The 20,846-nt window shown below is 53.8% G+C and carries 18 protein-coding genes and 1 riboswitch; of the genes, 6 read left to right on the top strand and 12 right to left on the bottom strand.

The genetic code is table 11. The features are described from left to right. Nucleotides 1–28: 28 nt before the first annotated feature. From BS639_RS15905 to BS639_RS15895, 3 genes are read right to left on the bottom strand one after another with little or no spacing between them, the layout of a single operon-like run. Complete coding sequence (locus BS639_RS15905) at nt 29–478, bottom strand: N-acetyltransferase (RefSeq protein WP_084983609.1); 450 nt, start codon at nt 476–478, stop codon at nt 29–31. Next, nucleotides 475–1,041 carry a DNA-3-methyladenine glycosylase I gene (locus BS639_RS15900; protein WP_084983595.1) on the bottom strand — a complete coding sequence of 189 codons (567 nt, stop codon included), beginning with the start codon at nt 1,039–1,041 and terminating at the stop codon, nt 475–477. Before BS639_RS15900 ends, BS639_RS15905 begins: the two co-directional genes overlap by 4 nt. Before the next feature lie 52 nt (nt 1,042–1,093). Continuing rightward, nucleotides 1,094–2,431: an MFS transporter gene (locus BS639_RS15895; protein WP_084983594.1), complete on the bottom strand. Its 1,338-nt coding sequence runs from the start codon at nt 2,429–2,431 to the stop codon at nt 1,094–1,096. A 389-nt stretch (nt 2,432–2,820) separates the two neighbouring features. Between BS639_RS15895 and glyQ the strand changes: the two genes are divergently transcribed. From glyQ to BS639_RS15880, 3 genes are all read left to right on the top strand, one after another. Further along, nucleotides 2,821–3,735: a glycine--tRNA ligase subunit alpha gene (gene glyQ, locus BS639_RS15890; protein WP_055775539.1), complete on the top strand. Its 915-nt coding sequence runs from the start codon at nt 2,821–2,823 to the stop codon at nt 3,733–3,735. A gap of 9 nt (nt 3,736–3,744) precedes the next feature. Then, entirely contained in the window at nt 3,745–5,814 is a 2,070-nt protein-coding gene (gene glyS / locus BS639_RS15885; protein ID WP_084983593.1) for a glycine--tRNA ligase subunit beta, read from the top strand. Nucleotides 5,815–6,044: 230 nt separating this feature from the next. Continuing rightward, nucleotides 6,045–7,235 carry a trans-sulfuration enzyme family protein gene (locus BS639_RS15880; protein ID WP_084983592.1) on the top strand — a complete coding sequence of 397 codons (1,191 nt, stop codon included), beginning with the start codon at nt 6,045–6,047 and terminating at the stop codon, nt 7,233–7,235. Between the two features lie 21 nt (nt 7,236–7,256). On the opposite strand, the gene BS639_RS15875 is transcribed toward BS639_RS15880, so the two are convergent. Beyond that, nucleotides 7,257–8,201, bottom strand: coding sequence for a GlxA family transcriptional regulator (locus BS639_RS15875; protein WP_084983591.1), 945 nt, complete (start codon nt 8,199–8,201; stop codon nt 7,257–7,259). A gap of 107 nt (nt 8,202–8,308) precedes the next feature. Between BS639_RS15875 and BS639_RS15870 the strand changes: the two genes are divergently transcribed. Continuing rightward, nucleotides 8,309–8,992, top strand: a complete 684-nt coding sequence (locus BS639_RS15870) for a DJ-1/PfpI family protein (RefSeq protein ID WP_084983590.1) — start codon at nt 8,309–8,311, stop codon at nt 8,990–8,992. On the opposite strand, the gene BS639_RS15865 is transcribed toward BS639_RS15870, so the two are convergent. From BS639_RS15865 to BS639_RS15835, 7 genes are all read right to left on the bottom strand, one after another. Beyond that, a complete protein-coding gene (locus BS639_RS15865) occupies nt 8,977–9,879 on the bottom strand; it encodes a Kdo hydroxylase family protein (RefSeq protein WP_084983589.1) in 903 nt (300 codons plus the stop codon). The genes BS639_RS15870 and BS639_RS15865 overlap by 16 nt on opposite strands. 162 nt (nt 9,880–10,041) lie before the next feature. Next, the gene (gene uca / locus BS639_RS15860; RefSeq protein WP_084983588.1) at nt 10,042–13,638 is read right to left on the bottom strand and encodes an urea carboxylase; all 3,597 of its coding nucleotides are present in this window, start codon (nt 13,636–13,638) and stop codon (nt 10,042–10,044) included. A gap of 98 nt (nt 13,639–13,736) precedes the next feature. Continuing rightward, the gene (locus BS639_RS15855) at nt 13,737–14,372 is read right to left on the bottom strand and encodes an urea amidolyase associated protein UAAP2 (RefSeq protein WP_084983587.1); all 636 of its coding nucleotides are present in this window, start codon (nt 14,370–14,372) and stop codon (nt 13,737–13,739) included. Further along, complete coding sequence (locus BS639_RS15850; RefSeq protein ID WP_084983586.1) at nt 14,372–15,106, bottom strand: urea amidolyase associated protein UAAP1; 735 nt, start codon at nt 15,104–15,106, stop codon at nt 14,372–14,374. Before BS639_RS15850 ends, BS639_RS15855 begins: the two co-directional genes overlap by 1 nt. Before the next feature lie 11 nt (nt 15,107–15,117). Beyond that, nucleotides 15,118–15,831 carry an ABC transporter ATP-binding protein gene (locus tag BS639_RS15845; protein WP_055775571.1) on the bottom strand — a complete coding sequence of 238 codons (714 nt, stop codon included), beginning with the start codon at nt 15,829–15,831 and terminating at the stop codon, nt 15,118–15,120. Nucleotides 15,832–15,852: 21 nt separating this feature from the next. Beyond that, nucleotides 15,853–16,665 carry an ABC transporter permease gene (locus tag BS639_RS15840; RefSeq protein ID WP_055775573.1) on the bottom strand — a complete coding sequence of 271 codons (813 nt, stop codon included), beginning with the start codon at nt 16,663–16,665 and terminating at the stop codon, nt 15,853–15,855. Nucleotides 16,666–16,702: 37 nt separating this feature from the next. Further along, entirely contained in the window at nt 16,703–17,767 is a 1,065-nt protein-coding gene (locus BS639_RS15835; protein WP_055775576.1) for a putative urea ABC transporter substrate-binding protein, read from the bottom strand. 68 nt (nt 17,768–17,835) lie between these two features. After that, nucleotides 17,836–17,938: riboswitch (guanidine-I (ykkC/yxkD leader) on the bottom strand. A 351-nt stretch (nt 17,939–18,289) separates the two neighbouring features. Between BS639_RS15835 and BS639_RS15830 the strand changes: the two genes are divergently transcribed. Both BS639_RS15830 and BS639_RS15825 read left to right on the top strand, forming a co-directional pair. Next, a complete protein-coding gene (locus BS639_RS15830; protein ID WP_055775583.1) occupies nt 18,290–19,006 on the top strand; it encodes a DUF3053 domain-containing protein in 717 nt (238 codons plus the stop codon). Between the two features lie 197 nt (nt 19,007–19,203). Next, on the top strand, nt 19,204–19,989 hold the full coding sequence (locus BS639_RS15825) for a DsbA family protein (RefSeq protein WP_084983585.1): 786 nt from the start codon (nt 19,204–19,206) through the stop codon (nt 19,987–19,989). Nucleotides 19,990–20,055: 66 nt separating this feature from the next. Here BS639_RS15825 and BS639_RS15820 read toward each other — a convergent pair whose 3' ends face one another. Then, on the bottom strand, nt 20,056–20,418 hold the full coding sequence (locus BS639_RS15820; RefSeq protein ID WP_055775588.1) for a hypothetical protein: 363 nt from the start codon (nt 20,416–20,418) through the stop codon (nt 20,056–20,058). Nucleotides 20,419–20,846 lie beyond the last annotated feature (428 nt).

Genomic DNA, 20,846 nt, shown 5'->3' with positions numbered 1-20,846 from the left:
CACGTAGCCCGCTAAACGCTACAGCAATTTACTCGGCCAGTGTGGCACTCTTCCAACTCATTACCCAGGTTGCTAAACCGGTACCGGGGTGATGAGTGTCAGCAATCACCGCAAAACCTTCCCGGCGGTAGAATGCTACGGCACGCTGATTTTGCTGATAAACCTCAAGCAGCAGCGAAGAATAATTGTTCTTCACCTCGGCCATCAAACGCTGGGCAATGCCTGCGCCGTAGACCTGCTCAATGACGAAAAGTGCGCCGATGAATTGCTGATTCAGTACGCTGATAAAGCCGATAATTTCGCCGTCTTCCGGTCGGCTGGCCACCCACGTTATTGACTGCGGCAAAAAAGTTTCTCTGACCATCGCAGCACTTTCATACCAGTAGGACTCGTCGATAAACGGATGTGCCGCTAGCGTACTGCGCAGCCAAAGCAGCATTATTTCATCAAGATCGGCACTCGCCGATCGGCGGATTATGCAGGCTGCTGTTGGGGATGGCATAGGCAATAGGTTTGATGATCGTTCACCAGGCCGCTGGCCTGCATAAACGCATAGCAGATGGTCGAGCCGATAAACTTGAAACCGCGCTTTTTCAATGCCTTGGACATCGCGTCAGAGACCTCGTTTTTGGCCAGAATGTCGCCGGGACCCTGCGGATTATTGATGACCGGTTGATGGTTAACGAACTGCCAGATGAAGGCCGAGAAGTCTTCACCGGCTGCCTGCATGGCCAGCCATACTTTGGCATTGGTGATAATCGCTTCTATTTTGCCACGATGGCGGATAATTCCGCTTTCAAGCACCAGCGCATCGACGTCTTCCGAAGTCATTTCGGCAATACGTTCCGGCACAAACTGATGAAAGAAGCGGCGATAGTTTTCGCGTTTTTTTAACACCGTAATCCAGGAAAGCCCCGCCTGCTGGCCCTCAAGGCACAACATTTCAAACAGTTCGCGCGGGTCTTTTACTGGCACGCCCCACTCTTTGTCGTGGTACTCAATATAAAGCGGATCGTTGGAAACCCAGCTGCAGCGCGTCATCGTATAGCCCCAAGATTGCGGATAAATTATCTCCGCAATCTTGGTCTTTCTGCTATTTCTCTGCAAGCGCTACCTGAGGAACCTGCGTCACAGTGTCGAGTTTCATGCGTTTTTCAGGCTGTAGCAGTGTCATGCACAGCATGCTGCAAAACGAAACGGCTGCCGTGGCGGTAAACATTGCGCCATAGCCGTGAAACTGCGCCAGATAACCGCTCAGCGTAGGGGCTAATATTGAGGCTACGTTGGCAATAGCCAGTGTCATGCCGCTGTAGGTTCCCACCGACGCTTTGGGTGACACGTCGATCACTACTGACCAGTAAACATTATTTACCAACGCATTCAGTGCGTTACCCAAGGTCATCAGCAGAATGATTTCAAACGGCGAGTGCGCGTAGGGGATAAGTACGAAACAGGTGGCGGTCAGCAGCAGAGTGACCGCCGCAAAAACGTTGCGCGCCAATCTGAGATTGCCGGTTTTACGCAGCAGGTTGTCGGCAATTTTTCCGCCGAGCAGCACAGTTATGCAGGCACCGGTCCAGGGGATCATCGCGACGTACCACAGCGAATGCAGGTCATAGTGGAAGGTGTCCTGCAAATATTTTGGGCTCCAGGTCACCAAGACAAAGGTGACATACAGGAAAGAGAAGTAGCCCAGCGCGTTGAGCACCAGCGTGCGGTTAGTGAAAAAGGCCCACCAAGGCTGAGCTGGCCCGTTGTCGTCGCTCTGCGCGTCAGCGTTAATTTTTTCAAGTTCGGCCCGACTGACTTTAGGATGCTGCCCGGGCGTATCGGTAAACGAGCGGGCAAATATCAGGATCGCTAGCAGTGAAAATATGCCAAGCACCATAAACATGGTACGCCAGTCATGGGTCAGCAGCAGTAATCCCACCGCCAGCGGAGCCGTTAGCAGTGCGCCAACTTGAGTGCTGAGCAGGCCAATACCCAATGAGAAACCGCGCTCTTTGCGCGGTGCCCAATGCGCGATGGTTTTATTCATCAAGGCATAGGCTGGACCCTCGGCGAAACCGAAGGTGATACGCAATACCGCGAAGCCCATGATGGCAGAACCGCTAAACATCGCCACGCCGAGTTGGCCTGCCCAAGCGGTGGCAATTTCGAGTAATGACCACAGTACGCCCGCCATCAGCCAGACTTTTTTGGTGCCAATTCTGTCGGCCAGAAACCCACCGCACAGTGAACCAAACAAATAGCCAAAGCCAAAATAGCCCAGCACGGCACCTAGCTGCAGCTTGCTGAAGTGAAATTCTGCTGAAATATCATTGGCCGCAAAGGAGAGCGCGCCGCGATCGATATAGTTGATGAGGGCAATGAAAAAAATCATCGCAAAAATTCGATAACGATAAGTACTTTGGGATGGTGCGGTTGACATAAGCGAGCCTCCTTAGCCTTCAAGTCATAAGGATGCTAGCAATCTTGATGCCAGTCTGGCCGTGAGCCGAAAATCACCCTCTGCGCGGGCGTTTGAATGCCCTGATGCGCCATGGGCAGGCAATTTCGCGTTGGGTGTGCGCCGTGATGTGGCATTCGCTGCTTTTCAAAATGCATATATAAGAAGTGATAGCTGATTATCTTCCGTTCAGCGGGTATACTGTTCGACTCTTTGATACCCGTCATACTACAAGTTGCAGATGCGTTGACTGTGCTCGCTTACCCCAGTCACTTAGTTATCTAAGCTCTCGGGGATTCACGAGCTTGTCGCCTTCCCGCAACTCGAATTATTTGGGGTATAAACTCACTTGTCTCGCGTGCGAAACCAACATGCAAAAGTTTGATACCAAGACCTTTCAGGGCCTGATCCTGACGCTTCAGGATTACTGGGCACAACAGGGCTGTACTATCGTGCAGCCATTGGATATGGAAGTCGGCGCGGGAACGTCCCACCCGATGACCAGCCTGCGCGCGCTGGGCCCAGAGCCTTTTGCTGCCGCTTACGTCCAGCCCTCACGTCGTCCTACCGACGGCCGTTACGGTGAAAACCCTAACCGTCTGCAGCACTATTATCAGTTCCAGGTGATGATTAAACCTTCACCGGACAACATTCAGGAGCTGTACCTCGGCTCGCTGAAAGTGCTCGGTCTCGATCCGACCATTCATGACATCCGTTTCGTTGAAGATAACTGGGAAAACCCGACGCTGGGTGCCTGGGGTCTGGGCTGGGAAGTCTGGCTGAACGGAATGGAAGTGACGCAGTTTACCTATTTTCAACAGGTTGGCGGCCTTGAGTGCAAACCGGTTACCGGCGAAATCACCTACGGCCTCGAGCGTCTGGCGATGTACATTCAGGGCGTAGACAGCGTGTATGACCTGGTGTGGAGCAATGGCCCACTCGGCAAAACCACATACGGCGACGTTTTCCATCAAAACGAAGTGGAGCAATCGACTTACAACTTCGAACACGCCGACGTCGAATTCCTGTTCCACAGCTTTGAGCAGCACGAGAAAGAAGCACAGAAACTGCTGGCGCTTGAAAAGCCGCTGGCACTGCCTGCTTACGAACGCATTCTGAAGGCGGCCCACTGCTTCAACCTGCTGGACGCGCGTAAGGCGATCTCCGTGACCGAGCGTCAGCGCTATATTCTGCGCATCCGTACCCTGACCAAGTTGGTGGCCGAAGCTTATTATGCTTCCCGCGAGGCGCTGGGCTTCCCGATGTGCAAAAAGAACGAGAAGTGAGAAACAGTGATGACTGAAAAAACATTTCTGGTGGAAATCGGCACGGAAGAGCTGCCACCAAAGGCACTGCGTAATCTTGCCGAGTCTTTCGCAGCCAACCTGAAAGCCGAGCTGAATGCGGCCAATTTGCCGCACGGCGACGTGCAGTGGTTTGCAGCTCCGCGTCGTTTGGCGGTGAAAATTGCCAATCTGAGCGCGGCACAGGCCGATCGCGAAGTTGAAAAACGCGGTCCGGCGATTGCCCTGGCGTTTGACGCCGAAGGCAAAGCGACCAAAGCCGCAGAAGGTTGGGCACGCGGCTGTGGTATCACCGTCGATCAGGCCGAGCGTCTGGTAGGTGATAAAGGCGAGTGGCTGGTGTATCGCGCTCACGTCAAAGGCGAAAGCGCTCAGGCGCTGCTCCCGGCGATGATTGCCACCTCACTGCAAAAATTGCCTATTCCAAAACTGATGCGTTGGGGCGATTCCGACGTGCAGTTTGTACGTCCAGTACATACCGTGACCCTGCTGCTGGGCGACGAACTGATCCCTGGCACCATTTTGGGCATTGACTCGGCGCGCACTGTTCGCGGTCACCGCTTTATGGGCGAGCCGGAATTCACTATCGATAACGCCGACCAGTATCCACAGATTCTGTTAGAGCGCGGTAAAGTGATCGCCGATTACGAACAGCGTAAAGCTGTTATCAAGCAGGGCGCAGAGAAGGCCGCGGCTGAAATCGGTGGCGTTGCCGACCTGAGCGAAAGCCTGTTGGAAGAAGTGACCTCACTGGTTGAGTGGCCGGTGGTGCTGACCGCTAAATTTGAAGAGAAATTCTTGGCTGTTCCGGCGGAAGCGCTGGTTTACACCATGAAAGGCGATCAGAAGTATTTCCCGGTGTACGACACGGCGGGCAATCTGTTACCAAACTTCATTTTTGTAGCCAACATCGAATCAAAAGACCCGCAGCAGATTATCTCCGGTAACGAGAAGGTGGTTCGTCCGCGTCTGGCCGATGCCGAGTTCTTCTTCAATACCGACCGCAAGAAACGTCTCGAAGATAACCTGCCGCGTCTTGAAACCGTGTTGTTCCAGAAACAGCTGGGTACGCTGCGCGACAAAACTGATCGCATTCAGGCGCTATCTGGTTGGATTGCCGATAAAATCGGTGCCAACGTCGATAACGCTCAGCGCGCCGGTTTGCTGTCCAAATGCGACCTGATGACCAACATGGTGTTCGAGTTCACCGACACCCAGGGCGTGATGGGGATGCACTATGCGCGCCATGACGGCGAAGCAGAAGAGGTGGCCGTTGCGCTGAACGAGCAGTATCAGCCGCGCTTTGCCGGTGACAAGTTGCCTGACTCGCTGGTGGCCTGTGCGCTGGCAATCGCTGACAAAATGGACACGCTGGCCGGTATTTTTGGTATCGGGCAACATCCAAAAGGTGATAAAGACCCGTTTGCACTGCGTCGTGCAGCGCTGGGTGTACTGCGTATTATCGTTGAGAAAAACCTGCCGCTGGACCTGCAAACGTTGACTGAAGAAGCGGTGCGTTTGTACGGCGACAAGCTGACCAACGAGAAAGTGGTCGATGACGTGGTTGATTTCATGCTCGGTCGCTTCCGCGCTTGGTATCAGGAAGAAGGTCACGCCGTTGATACTATTCAAGCGGTGTTGGCACGTCGTCCGACCAAACCGGCCGACTTTGATGCGCGGGTGAAGGCGGTGAGCTACTTCCGTACGCTGGACGAAGCCGCCACGCTGGCTGCGGCCAACAAACGCGTGTCTAACATTCTGGCGAAATCGACCGAAGCGCTGTACGACCACGTGCATGCCTCAGTATTGAAAGAGTCGTCTGAAGTGAAACTGGCCACCCACCTGGTGGTGCTGCGTGACAAACTGGAGCCGCTGTTTGCTGCCGGTCAGTATCAAGAGGCGTTGGTTGAGCTGGCTTCGCTACGTGAACCGGTTGACGCCTTCTTTGACGGCGTAATGGTAATGGCAGAAGACGAAGCGGTGCGCATTAACCGTCTGACGCTGTTGAGCAAACTGCGTGAGCTGTTCCTGCAGGTTGCGGATATTTCAGTTCTGCAATAATCCTGTCGTGTGCTGAAAAAACCGGTTCTGGCACCTCGCCCGAGCCGGTTTTTTTTGTCTGTTATTTCCTCATGTTAGACAAAAAATAGGCGTACATATTTCTATCCACTTCGCGCCTATATCGATTGGTGATATTCATATCGCATATAAGAACTACGTTACCAATTGATAACTTGGCATCCTGCTACCATTAAATAGGCTTAATTGGATCCAATACTCAGGACTGTGATATGAAAAAGTCAGGTAATCATTCGTCACTCGGCATGCGTACGTTAGCCGTTCACGGCGGGCAGCATCCAGATGCGCAAAGCGGGGCGATTTCGAGCCCGATCGTCGCCACGTCCTCCTTCTCTTATGGAGATTTCGACAGCGGTGCCCGACGATTCAGTGGTGAAGACCCCGGCTATATGTACAGCCGTTTTGGTAATCCGACCGTTACCGCCTTCGAAGAGCGCATGGCGATATTGGAAGACGCCGAGTCGGCGGTGGCCTGCGCCAGCGGCATGGCAGCGGTCAGTGCGACTCTGTTTGCGCTGCTAAAAACCGGTGACGAAATTATTCATATTGGCGCGCTATACGGCGGTACGGAAGGCGTTATACGCAACCTGCTGCCGCGCTATGGCATTAAGCCGGTGTTTGTTCCTGACCTCGAATCACTTCAAAGCGCATTTACCGAAAAAACCAAAATGCTGTTTATTGAAACGCCAGCCAACCCGGTAATGGGCATCGTTTCACTTGAAGAAGCTGCACGATTGTCTCGCGAAGCGGGTGCGATAACGGTGGTTGATAACACCTTTGCCACGCCTTACCTCACGCGTCCGCTGGCGCTCGGCATTGACGTGGTGCTGCATTCAGCCACTAAATATATCAGCGGCCACGGCGATGCGACCGGCGGCGTAGTGGCAGGACGGCGCGAGCTGATTGATCCTATCCGCACGCTGTGCCTCAAGCAGTTTGGCGGTTGCCTAAGCCCGTTTGAGGCCGCGCTGATGACCCGCGGGCTTAAAACGCTGCCGCTGCGCGTTGAAGCCAGCTCCAACAGTGCGCAGAAGATTGCTGAGTTCCTTGATGAACATCCGGCAGTGGCTGAGGTTTTCTATCCGGGACTGAAAACACATGCTGGTCACGACGTGGCGCGTAAGCAGATGAAACTGTTCGGTGGCATCATGGCGATTGAGCTGAAAGGCGGCCGAAAAGCGGCGCGTCATTTCCTCGACAGTTTAACGCTGGTGACGCAGGCGGTATCGCTGGGTGATACCGATTCACTGGCCTGCCATCCTGCCACCACGACGCACAGCGCGGTGCCTGAAAAAATACGTCTTGAAAGCGGGATAACCGAGGGGCTGGTAAGGATCAGCATCGGCATTGAAGATACCGAAGACCTGATCGCCGACTTCGAACAGGCATTGAAAGGGCTTTAATCGGAATCTCGGTAATCGTAATCAGCGCTGCGCCCGCCGCCGTATTCCCTGCGGTGGCTCGCCAGTCAGGCGAATAAATGCCCGACGCATTCTCTCCGGGTCATTGAATCCGACCTGTCTGGCGATGGCCTCCAGCGTGCCGTGTCCGCTCTCTATGCGCTCACGCGCCGCTTCAACCCGCAGTTGCTCAATAATTTTAGCCGGTGTTTGGCCCGTTTCACTGCGAAACAGCCGACCGAACTGACGGAGGCTCAGGCAGGCAGCATCGGCCAAGTCACTCACCGACAGCGGTTGCGCCAAATGTTCTCGGGCATAGGTAAGCGCAGCGCGCACTCTGTTCGACGTGGGATCAAGCTCTTGAAGCACCGAAAACTGCGATTGGCCGCCCGCCCGTCGTTGATAAACGACTAACTGCCGCGCCGTTCTGGCCGCGAGTTCAGCACCGTTGTCCTGCTCAATCATCGCCAGCGCCAGGTCGATACCGGCGGTAATGCCTGCGGACGTCCATAGCCTGTCTTGTTGAATAAAAATCCTGTCCTGATCGACCTTAACCGCGGGGAAACGCTGCTGTAAACGCTGCGCCTGTGACCAGTGAGTCGTGACGCGCTGCTGATCCAACAGGCCGGTGGCGGCAAGAATAAATGCCCCCGAGCAGACGCTGGTGACGCGCTTTCCCCGCTGATGCTGGTCGCGTAAAAAATCCAGCAACGGTGTGTTATTCATGGCTGCGGTCACGCCGCGCCCGCCCGCAATAATCAAGGTGTCGAACTCGAGGCCAGTGGCGATCGGCTGAGTCATCACTTGAACGCCCGGTGTACTGGTGATTAAACCGCCTTCAACCGACAGCGCGTGGCACTGGTAAAGCGGAGCGGGTAAATCTCGCGATACTGTATCAAAAGCCGTCAGCGGCCCGGCGAAATCCAGTAAATTAAAATCGGGGAAGACGATAAAACCGAGCTGTTTCATCATGGAGTGCCTCAGGTTAAATGGCGTTTTATGAGGGAAATATGACCTTTGCGTCAAATATAATACGGATAATCTAGGGATGCCAATTAACCGAACAGGAGTTTGTGATGAAAAAGCCGTTAACCATCGTCTTTCCGCTTTATCCCGGCGTGACCCAACTCGATTTCACCGGCCCTTGGCAGGTGCTGTCGCGCTTGCCTGATGCACAGCTCATTGCCGCCTCGATTGGGGGAAAAACGATAGGGTCGGAAGGGCTGCACTTTTCGTCGCTTCAGTCGCTAGAAAATCTTGTCGACTGTGACGTGCTCTGCGTTCCGGGTGGCGGGGGATGTACCGATGCAATGCAGGATGCTGACTTTATGCAGCAAATAAAAAGGTTGGCGTCCAAGGCGACCTATATCACCTCGGTATGTACCGGTTCGCTCATCCTTGCCGCCGCCGGATTGCTGAAGGGAAAACGCGCAGGCTGCCACTGGATGTATCTGGATACGCTGGCGTGGTTTGGCGCGGTTCCGGTCTCAGAAAGAGTGGTGCGCGACGGCAATATCATCAGCGGCGGCGGCGTGACGGCCGGTATCGATTTTGCCCTGACACTGGTCGCCGAGTTGGTAGATGAAGCGCTGGCGCAGCGGATACAGCTGGGTCTGGAATACGCGCCCGCGCCCCCGTTTAATGCCGGTCACCCCGACGTGGCGCCGCCGGAAATTGTCAATCAGTTGATGAGCAATATGGCCGCGCAGCGCGAAGAGCGTCGACAGGTGATTGCCGATATCAGTCAAATCAGCTTTTGACGGGTGAGCCTTTGCAGCGTTTTTAGCGGAGAGAGCTCAGGGTTTTGCATATCTTTCACCGACATCAGGAAGGTTTGCTCCAGCATAAACTGGCCGGACATTGCCGCATGAGGCGTTTGGTCGGAGAAGCATACCCAGGTGCTTCCGGTAGGGAAACGCTGAGTCAGCTGTTGGCCATGCTGCTGATAGTGTCCGTCAGCCTTCATTTTGTCGTGCAGTTGCAGCATTAAATGATCGTAGTGGCTGCGGAGGCTTTTAGTGACGCCGATTTTTTCCAGCAGCCAGCTTTTTCGTGGCGAATACGATGAAAGCTTGGGTAACATTCTGGTCGCCAACTCCGAGAAAGGTTCCCCAACTCGCCAGACGCGGTCTTCTCCGTGTGGATTAACATTAGTAAAGATCCGCAGAATACGTTCACCGTAGTTGGGGCGGAAAGGGAAAGCGTCAACGTGCAGGCGGCTGTCGTCCTTGCGCCAAGAACTGTTGTTGCGCCACACCGTGACGGGATGCAGGCGCAGGCTGTTAACCGGCTTACGCAAAACGTGTTGATACTGCGGAAGAACGGAAGAAATTAGCGCGCTGCAGGATTGGTAATAGCTTTCCAGCAGCTTTCTTATCTGCGGTTCAACCGCGGCATCGGCCACGCCTTTTATCAAGTGATTGCCTACGCTGTAGCTAATATTTTTTTTCTTGGGATCAACCAACGCGGGGTCCAACAATCGCTGCTGTTGTGCACTGAGGGGAAAAGCCAAATGGGGGAAAAAAAGAACTTTGCCCTGCTCCAGCGCATTGACCGCTGAAGATCCTTCAATGCGCTGCCCGTCCCAGCTATTTTGTGAAAAAGTAACAATCGCTTCTTGCTCTTCTAATTGGGTCTTTTCGCTCATTATCTGCTTTGCCGTTCCTGTTAATTAATTTTATTAAATTCAAGCATAGACAAACAAAAGACATTAAACGAAAAAGGTCAGGGTGAATGAAAATTTTGCATTTAAATGTGATCTTCACGTGCAGTAAAAGCCCCGTCCACCACGGCGGCGGACGGGTAACGTTCACTCTTTGATGATGGCCAGCGTTTGACCCGCCTGTACCTGAGCCCCTGTCTGACGTGAAAGACTCTCTACTGTGCCGCTTACCGTCGAAATAATGGGAATTTCCATTTTCATCGATTCAAGAATACCCAGCGTTTGACCCGCTGAAACACCGTCTCCCTTTTTCACCAGCCATTGCCACAGACTGCCCGCCACCTGACTGTCGATTCCCACGCAGCCTTCGGGAATGGCCTGCTCACCCAGCGGTGATTGCTCCTGCAAACTGCTGTCGTAGGTGAATTGGCCCTCGGCGCGCCATTGTGTCAGCTCTTTTTCAAAGGCCAACTGTCGATGTTGCTGAAAGTTCTCGACCTCTTCTTGCTGCGCCGCAAGTTCAGCCTGATAGTCGGCGAGACGGAATGTGCCTTCCTCGGTGCGCAGCGGTGTGTTTCCATAGGGGAAGGCTAAGCGTATTGCCTTGAGCTCTTCAGCGCTGACCGGATAGAAACGAATTTGGTCGAAAAAGCGCAGCAGCCAAGGCTGAACAAATGCCTCAGTCTGGCGATCGCGATTCCACATTTGCAGCGTACGGCCCACAAACTGATAGCCGCCTGGGCCCTCCATGCCATACACACAAAGATACGCACCGCCGATCCCCACCGAGTTTTCCGCCGTCCAAGTTCGCGCCGGATTATATTTGGTGGTCACTAGCCGATGGCGTGGATTGAGCGGCGTGGCCACCGGAGCCCCGAGATACACGTCGCCGAGGCCCATAACCAGATAACGGGCGTCAAAAACGGTCTCCTTCACTTGCTCTATGCTGTCAAGGCCGTTGATACGACGGATAAATTCGATATTGCTCGGGCACCAAGGCGCACCGGGGCGAACCGACTGGGTATATTTCTCAATCGCCTCACGGCAGGCATCGTCGTCCCAGCTTAGCGGTAGCCAGACGGTGCGTGACGGAACCTCGGCCTGCTGCAAATCACCCAGCGTCTGTTCTGCCCGTTTTAAATGATCAATCAGTGAATTGCGGGGGCAGATTAGGCTGTCGAAATGAATTTGTAGCGATCGAATTCCTGGCGTCAGTTCCAGCATGCCGGGTAAAGGATGGTTTTCTAACCACTGCATCAGCGCATGTGCACGAAAACGCAGCGAAATATCCAAAATTGGATCGCCATATTCCACCAAAATAAATCGATCGCCTGCGGCGAGATGCGTCACCGACGGCAGCGCTCCCTGCGCCGCTCGGTGCCATAAAACTGGATTTTGCCGTTGCATCGCGATCCCAGCCTTCGGCTGGGAAAGCAGCGTTGAGAGCTCAACTTCAGCCTCATGCGATAATCGGTCGGCCTCTTCAAGGGAAACGGGCACAAAACGCAGGCTATCGCCCGACTTGAGCTGACCTAACTGCCAGAGGTCAGCCTGGATAACCGTGGCTGGACAAACAAAGCCGCCCAGCGAAGGGCCATCCGGACCCAAAATAACGGGCATATCACCGGTGAAATCGACGGTACCGAAGGCATAGGCATTATCGTGAATGTTGGAAGGATGCATGCCCGCTTCACCTCCGTCGGTGCGCGCCCACTCCGGTTTCGGGCCGATAAGACGAATGCCGGTGCGGCTCGAGTTATAGTGCACTTGCCATATGGCGTTGAAAAAGTGCTCAATATCCCGTTCGGTGAAAAATTTCGGCGCACCCTGCGGGCCATAAATGACCCGCAGGGTGCGCACATCTCCCCATTCCGGCAGCAGGTTGGCGGGCAGCGTTTTTGGCTGTTGCTTATGAGGCGCGGCAAGGTGCAGCACGTCACCGCTGCGCAGCTGGCGACCGGCATGTCCACCGAATTTGCCAAGAGTAAAAGTGCTGCGGCTGCCGAGATAGTGCGGGCAGTCGATGCCACCCGCCAGCAGCAGGTAGCTGCGGCAGCCGTCACCCGCTACTTTTCCAAGGTGCAGTGTTTCTCCGGCATGCGCGTTGCAGATTTTCCACATTGGCAGCGACTGGTCATCGAGTCGGGCCTCTATATCTGCCCCACTGATAATAAACGCACAGTCCTGATTAAAACGCAGCGTCGGTCCGCGCAGCGTAATTTCCAACCCCGCCGCCTGCGCATCGTTGCCCAGCAGACGGTTGCCTAGACGAAAAGAGCGGCTGTCGAAGGGACCAGAAGGAGGCACGCCGACGTGCCAATAGCCGCTGCGGCCCGGTGAATCCTGAATACTGGTTAGTGTGCCGGGTGAAAGCACGTCAAAGGTCGCAGGCTGATAGGCAACGTGTGCCAACGTTGCGGTAATCACTTTACCCTGCACCACCACCGGTTGAGCCAGCAAATGGCGCAAATAATTCAGATTGGTTTCAATCCCGTACAGTGCCGTTTCATGCAGCGATTGGCGCAGCGCGGTGAGTGCCTGTGCGCGGCTGTCGGCGTGGACGATAACCTTCGCCAGCATCGGGTCATAGAACGGCGAAATGTCACAGCCGCTGTCTATCCAACTGTCGATGCGCAGCGCGGCGTTTTCCACACTGACGGGGAAGCTGACGAGGCTGAGCAACCCCGCGCTGGGCTGAAACTGCTTGGCCGGATCTTCGGCATAAAGCCTCACCTGAATGGCGTGACCCTGCGGTTTACACTGACCCAACTCGGCCAATGGCGGCAGACATCCCGCGCCGAGTTGCACCATCCAACTGACGATATCAACGCCGTAGACCATTTCGGTAACGCCGTGCTCCACCTGCAAACGGGTGTTTACTTCGAGAAAATAAAACTGTTCGGTACTGACGTCGTAAACATATTCCACCGTTCCGGCACTGCGGTAATTAACGGCCTGCCCGAGGCGCACGGCCGTCTGTTGTAGTGCTTCTCTCACCGGCTGTGGCAGATTTGGCGCTGGAGTTTCCTCAATCACTTTCTGGTTACGGCGCTGCGCGGAGCAGTCTCTTTCGCCCAGAGCAATGACACAGCCTTCACCGTCGCCAAAAATTTGTACCTCAATATGGCGCGCTGCGGCGACAAACTTCTCTAAAAATACGCCATCGTCGGCGAAGTTGTTTCCCGCGAGGCGTTTTACGCGGATGAAGGCCTCGCTGAGGCTGGCGGCATCGTCACAGCGCTGCATGCCAATGCCACCGCCGCCTGCGGTACTTTTTAGCATCAGCGGATAACCCATGGTTTCGGCGCAGAACAGTGCCTGCTCGAGGTTTTGCAGCAGACCGCTTCCTGGCAATAGCGGTACTTGGCAGGTTTCAGCCAGTTGGCGAGCACTGTGTTTGAGTCCGAAGGCCGACATCTGGGCAGGCGTGGGTCCCAGGAATATGAAACCTTCTTGTGTGCAGCGTTCAACAAAGGCGGCGTTTTCAGACAGGAAACCATAGCCTGGATGAATAGCTTCGGCACCGCACCTGTGGGCTATCGCCAGTAATTTATCCTGGCTGAGGTAAGTTTCCCTCACGTTGCCCACGCCGAGGCTAAATGCTTCATCGGCCTGACGCACGTGTAAAGAGTGCTGGTCTGCTTCGGCATAAACCGCAATAGCGCGCACGCCCAGCCTTTTGAGGGTGCGAATGATACGCACTGCAATAGCGCCACGGTTGGCAATCAGAACGCATTTAAACATGGTTGACTCTCTGTGCTTCGACGGGCAGGTCGTCCTGCTATGTTGCTGATGCGTGACGTTCTGCGGGTCGTCCCGAGGCACGCGTTGTCGGGTCGGATTTACCAGATCACCGCTTCAATCGGCGTAGGGTTATAGCCATTGCAGGGGTTATTCAACTGCGGACAGTTGGAGATAAGCACCAATATGTTCATTTTTGCCACCATTTCGACGTATTTTCCCGGTGCTGAGAGGCCATCTGCAAACGTCAGGTCACCCTGCGCGGTCACCGGCACGTTCATAAAGAAGTTAATATTGTGTGCAATATCTCTTTTAGTCAGACCGTAGTGTGGATGCTCGGCAATTGCCAGCATCCAGCTGTCGCGGCAGGCGTGCATGTGGCGTTTTTCCAGTGAATAGCGCACGGTGTTGCTTTCCGTGGCGCAGGCACCACCCAGCGTGTCGTGACGCCCGCAGGTGTCGGCAACAATTTCCAGCATTGGGCGACAGTCGTTAGAGAGCAGCACGCTTCCCGCGGTTATAAATACATTTTTTTGTTGGCGTAGCGTATCGGTCATGCTGTAGCGCTCGCCAACGTCGTCGGCGTTAAAAAACAGCGTGTCAGCCGCCTGATTGCCTTCACTGTCAATAATGCGCAGCGTTTGTCCCGCTTCAATTCTGTGCAACCAATAGTCACCGGCGTTAATCTGCTGGTGGGTTAACGCGTTCTCAACAAAGCGTGGGCTGGTCTGGATCATTAGCGTGCTCCTGGGCAGCAGGGGATGTGATGGTATAAGTCATTATTTGCCTGACCACGCTGATTCTCAGCCTGTGCCAAACAGTGTGGCGGCAGCGGGGCCGTCCCTGCCAGCAGGGCGACAGCAACGGGGGCGCGCGGATAATCCGCTACCTCGGTGAGCGGATGCGGACAGCTGTGCATCACCACCAACGTATCCATGGCGAAACGCAGCGTGACGCTGGCTCCGGGGACGTGTTGCGGCTCGAGCGCCAGATTGCCGTCGTTATCCACAGTCACTTTGGAGAACAGATTGATGCAGGCGGCCATGTCACGCTTGCCTAGCCCGTATTTCGCCAATTCGACTAAAAAGCTGTCATAGCCGTTTTGATAGCGGCCGTTGTGCGCTTGCTGATAGCTTAATGCGCCGAATCGCTGTGCGCTCAGAGCGGCGTTCATGCTGCCGCACACGGTGTCGTGCCAGCCAAGCGTGTCGTGCTCTATGCCGCAAAAAATACGGCCCATGTCGGAGTAAAGACAGTGGCCTGCGGTGAGTCGAAAAGTGTGCTGGCACTTTAAGGTGTCCGGCGCGTTATAGCGCTCGAGCAGATTTTCCGGGTTATAGAACAGCAGGCCAAGGTTGGCTCCACCTTCAATGTCGGTAAAGCGCAGCGCCGACCCGCTTTTTATCCGCAGCGACCAGTGTGAACCGGCCGGCAGCAGTGTTTGATACTGGGTGTCTGTAGAGTCACTCATCGCGTTCTCCTTTAGAGTGGAATATCGTAGGTAATGCTTGCACCCCAAGCGTCGGGCGCCTGCGGGTCGTGGCGGATTTTGTCGAATACCCACAGCCGCGAGCCGAGGGAAAATCCCTCTTTCAGGTCGTGGGTTATCATGAAAATAGTCAGATGATGCTGCTTCCACAGCTCAGTGATTAACTGATGCATATCCTTGCGAATACCTGGATCCAGCGCCCCAAAAGGCTCATCGAGCAGCAAAATTCGCGGTTTCTTGGTTAACGCCTGCGCCAATGCCAGCCGCTGCTGCATGCCGCCGGAGAGCTGATGCGGATATTTATCCAATGCATGACCCAGTCCAACCTGAGTCAGCATCTCCTTGGCGCTATCCGCAATCGCCTTGCGCTTGCTGCCCCAAACGCGGCCCAGCCAGCGTGCCTGGACAAATTCTTCGCCGAGCATCACGTTTTGCAGCGCTGTCAAATGGGGAAACACCGAGTAGCGTTGAAAAACCACGCCGCGATCTTCGCCCGGCTCCTGCTTGATAGGCTTCCCGTCGAGCAGCAGTTGGCCTTTGCTCGGGCTTTCGGTTCCCAACATCATTTTTAAAAAAGTGGTTTTACCGCAGCCGGATGCGCCTACGATCGACACAAATTCACCCTCCTGTACCTCGGCGTTAACGCGTTCCAGCACCACCTGATTGCCGTAGTGTTTTTCGAGATTGCGCATACTCAATAAGCTCATGCATCACTCCGTATTTAAAACTTATTTAACGTAATACCACGGCCAGCAGCGGCGGCTTATCAAGCGCAGCAAGGCATCGAGGAGGAAAGCCAGCAGCGTTATCCACGCTACATAAGGCAAAATCACGTCCATTGCCAGATAGCGGCGCATCAGGAAAATGCGGTAACCCAGCCCTTCGGTAGCGGCAATGGCCTCGGCAGCAATGAGAAACAACCAAGCTGAACCCAATGAAAGCCGCACGGCATCGAGCAGGCGCGGCATCAGCTGTGGCAAAATAATTCGCCACAGAATTTGCCCGCTGTGGGCGCTCAGGGTCTGTGCTTTTATCAACTGTTCGTGCGGGATAGCCTGCACGTGCTGTTGCAGATCGCGTGCAATAAACGGCGTCACGCCCACGGCAATCAGCACGACTTTCGACAGTTCGCCGAGGCCAAAGCAGATAAAAAGGATCGGCAATACCGCCAGCGGAGGGATGAGCGCAAACAGCGTCACCAGCGGAGAAATTAGTGAACGCACGGCGGGCAGTGCGCCGCAAAATATGCCCAACGCCAAGCCGAGAAAAGCACTGATGGCAATGCCGCTCAGCAGGCGAGTCAGACTGACGTAGGTGTCAGTCCACAGCAAATATTCACCGGTGCGCGGACTTGGCTCGAACGCCATCCGATAGAAAGCGTCGCCCATTGAGGAGAAGCTCGGCAGCAGTTTGTCGAACGCATTGACCGCCAAACGGGCATCCGAAGCCATCAGATAAACCAATACCAGCAGCAGCAAGGGCAGCAGCCCAAGCAAACTACGTGACAAGCGTTGCGGTTGGTAGTTGATCATTTTGCGCATCGAAATGCCCTTTTAAAAAACGATGAAAAGTGTTTGATTACAGTTTGTTGGCGGCAGCGAGCTTCACGAATTCATCGGTAAAGCGCAGCTTTTGATTCGCCGGATTGCCCCAGTTACCCGTAGGCGTAGTAATGCCCACCGTGGTGGCATCGGCCGCACCGTCGCCCAGCAGGCCGTGTTTGAAGGAGAACTCGGCCACGGATTGCATGGTGGTTTTAATTTGCGCGCCGCTGACGAAATCGAGCGTTTGCTGCGGTGAGCTAAAGAGGTAAGTTGCCGCCAACTGCTGGTCAAAACCTTTGAGGTCGGTTCCGGACTCCTGAGCCATAAAAGTGCGCGCTTTAACCGCGTCGCTGCCGTTGCCTTTGATGGCGTTCAGCGTTTCATACCAGGCGCCGGTCAGCGCTTTGCCGAGTTCAGGGTGGGCGGTGAGGGTTTTACTGTTAACAACCAGCAGGTCGAGAATTTCGCCGGGGATTTGGGCGGAAGAGAAAATTTCGTGGCTGTCCGGCTGCTTTTTGGCTTCCGCCAGCAACGGGTTCCAGGTGACTATCGATTTCACCTGCGGAGTGCTAAAGGCGGCCACCAGGTCGGCATCGGCGGTGTTCACTACGGTGACGTCTTTCTCGCTCATACCCGATTTTTCCAGCGCCCGCGCCAGCAGGTATTGCGAAACTGAAAGTTCGACCAGATTAATCGACTGGCCCTTCAACGAGGTAATGTCACCTTTGCCTTTGAGCATGATGCCGTCGTTGCCGTTGGAATAGTCACCGACGATAAGCGCAGTGCTGTCCACGCCGCCGGTTGCGGGAATGGTCAGCGCGTCCATGTTGGTCATAGTGCAGCCGTCAAATCCGCCCGAAGTGTATTGATTGACCGATTCGATGTAGTCATTGACCTGCACGAACTGAATCGTGATGCCGTATTTATCGGCCCATTTTTTGAGAATGCCGCTTTGCTGGGCATAGTCCCAGGGCATCCATCCGGCATAAATTGACCAGGCAATTTTAAAGGTAGGTTTAACGGCGGCCAGGGCGGGCTGGCTGAGAAGTGCGGCAAAGCATAGGGCGCTGAGCAGCAGGCGTTGGCAAGCTTTAATCATGATAATTCCTCTGACGTTGACCACGGGAAAAGTGCAGGAGGTCGGCGGCGAGATTGGATCTCGCTTTGGCCTCCCGGGCTTTTATCCCGCCGTGTAACCGCCAGAGGGCGGTCGGTCACTCTCGGACCAGCCATCTGCACAGTGCAGACCGGAACCCTAGTGACCCTATTTCAAATTGTGTGGCGACACCGGTTTCCCGCTATCGCTCCTGCTCTTAAACAACAGGCAATAACCTTGCCAAATTGGTGAGATAGTGAGAAAAATCAGGGAAACATCAGAACTAAGGGTCGATAAATCAACGTCTTAATAATTTTTATTTAAACGTTTTCAGACGTGAGATAAAGGGTGGGACGCGGCAGTTAAGCGAGCGCCGGCGGCATTAATCCCTCTATTCGTGCAGCGTGCACTGGCTTTGGGCAGTCGCTTCTTTGCTGTATCCTAAGCCCGCAGGATGGTCTATTCTACTAAGCTACTTTTTGGGTATCAGTACTTAATAAGAAGTTCAAATCAGGAGTCAGGAAAATGACTGTAGGGATCAGGAGCAGGACTTTCGCGCGCTGGCTGGCGCCTGTAGTTGCATTACTGGTGGTTTTCCAACTTACCGCCTGTGGTGATAAAGAGCCGGAGCAAAGGAAAGCGTTCATCGACTACTTGCAAAATACCGTGATGCGCAGTGGTCAGAACCTGCCCACGCTGAGCGAAGATCAGAGACAGAAATTCGGCAACTACGTTAACGATTACACCATCATTCTGACCTTCTCCCGTCAGATGAAGCAGTCCATTAATAACAGTTTGTCTCCTGCAGTGAACAGCATTGCCCAGATTCGCGTGCCGCAGGACTATTTGCAGCAAAAGCCTGCGTTGCAGCAGGCGGCCGGTACCCTCAATACGCTGGCGCAGCAAATTCAGACCGCCAAGGCGACTGCCGACACCGCGCAGGCAGCGCTTAAGCAGCCTGATGATTTGAAAGCGATTTATAATCAAGTTTATGCTCAGGACGTGACTCAACCGGCCAATGCTCTAATCCCGGTTGTTCCGGCTCTGTCAGGTTTCACGCAGGACATTATTGCCGTGGGTGACTTCCTGGGGCAGCAGGGAACGCAGGTTGCTTTTGCCAACGGTGCCGTGCAGTTCCCGACCCAGCAACAGGTCACGCAGTATAATGCAATGATGACCGGCCTGCTGGGTAAGCAACAGGCGCTGGTCGATGCACAAAAGATTATTGCCGGTAATCTCTGATAACGTGCTGAATAAGTGGGTCAAAACCTAAACCACGTGTAGCAGCGTGGTTTTTTTTATCAAAAAAACGGCATGATTAATAAAAGCTCACAATTTATTGATGCCCGCCATCGGTGTAATACTTTAGTTTTTATGTCATTCATCTGTTTTAAATTTGTGAAAAAAATTTAAGCCTCTAACTCTAAGGAAGTATTTTTATGAAACGTCATATGATGACTTTGCTGGCTGGGCTGATCGCAATGCCTGGTTTGGCTGCGGCAGCAGACAGCGCCACTTTTACCGACGCGCAGCAGCAGGCTATTGGCAAAATCGCCTCTGATTACATCATCGCGCATCCTGAAGTGTTGGTGCAGGCGAGCCAGAAGCTGCAAGCACAACAGCAGCAGCAACAGGCCAGTGATTCTTTGACCGCCGTGTTAGCCAATGCGCCCGCGCTGTTGCAGGATAAAGATACCCCGTCTTATGGTCCAAAAGATGCGAAAGTCGCATTCGTAGAATTTTTCGACTACCAGTGCCTCTACTGTAGCCACATGGCGCCGCTGGTGGAGCAGACCATTAAAGCTAATCCAAATGTACGCTTCGTGTTTAAAGAGTGGCCAATTTTTGGTGACCGCTGGAAGGCGTCGATTACTGCGGCTGAAACCGGGTTGTCGGTTTACAAACAGAAGGGCGCTCAGGCTTATTTGGACTATCACAATGCGATTTATGCTACCGGTCATGACGAAGGCAAGCTGACTGACGCCGATATTTCTGGTGCGGTAGAAAAAGTGCATGCGGCACTGCCGAGCGATGCGCATCGTCAGGAAACGCACGCGACGCTGGCTAAGAATGACGATCTGGCAAAAACGCTGGGCTTCCAGGGAACACCTGGTTTCATCGTGATGCCAACCAGCGGTGCCAACGCCAATAACACCACGATATTGCCGGGTGCTGTGTCTGCCGAAGACCTGCAGGCCGCAATCAGCAAGGCGCAGGGTAAGTAATTACTGACGCGTTAACGCAGGGCCTGAGAAGGCTCTGCGTACTCAAAGATCTTTTTAAGCCAACGGCTATTGATTGTTTTTCTCTGCCGCGCCCGCGGCCATCGCCTGAATACAGCTGTCAATATTTTGACCGGCAAACGTTTTCTGTTGAGTGCTTAATGCCTGATATCGCTTGACTGAAACCTGCGCCAACGTTGCATTATATTTCACCTGATCGACCGCATAAGAGTTGTTTTCATTAGTGATAATGTAACGAATCCTCTCTAGCAACTCCTTATCATCAACCGGTTTCTTACCCAAAATATCCACTGCGGCACAGACCGTTGCATCATAGTGCGGGTCATGTACGGGGGTTCTGTTGAGCCGCCAGGCTGTTATGGCAACAATAACCAGAATAATGATGGCTGACAGCGGAAAAATCTTCTTCATTACGCGTACTCATTTCAAAGGATTTGATCATGGGCGGTCAGAGTAAAGATCTGCTGGAATAAAATCTAGCGTATTGATGAATACTATTATTCAGTAAATTGATTTATAAGCAAAACAGAGTGCCTTGGCTGTGTCATCTACAAACCACCGCGGGCGAATTTACATTACAGGTAACTCTCGATTTTAATCAGACTGAACATTGGCGGTAAGACGTAGAGGCAGCCAGAGGCAAACCGTATGCGAGCACAGGACGTTGCGCAAGACTTAGCGATAGAATTTACCGGGCATGAGATGCTGCAACACGGAATCGCATAATTCCAGCATAGGGCAGTTAACCTCTCAGGGCGAAAACCTATTTTTGGAAAATATATAGAAATTTTAAATATTTTTTTCACTACATCATATAAGTAAGTTGCAGTGTCTCTTTA

Source organism: Rouxiella silvae, assembly GCF_002093625.1.
GTDB lineage: Bacteria > Pseudomonadota > Gammaproteobacteria > Enterobacterales > Enterobacteriaceae > Rouxiella > Rouxiella silvae.
Note: the sequence above shows the minus strand (reverse complement) of the source record. Positions and strands in the feature narration are given on the sequence as shown.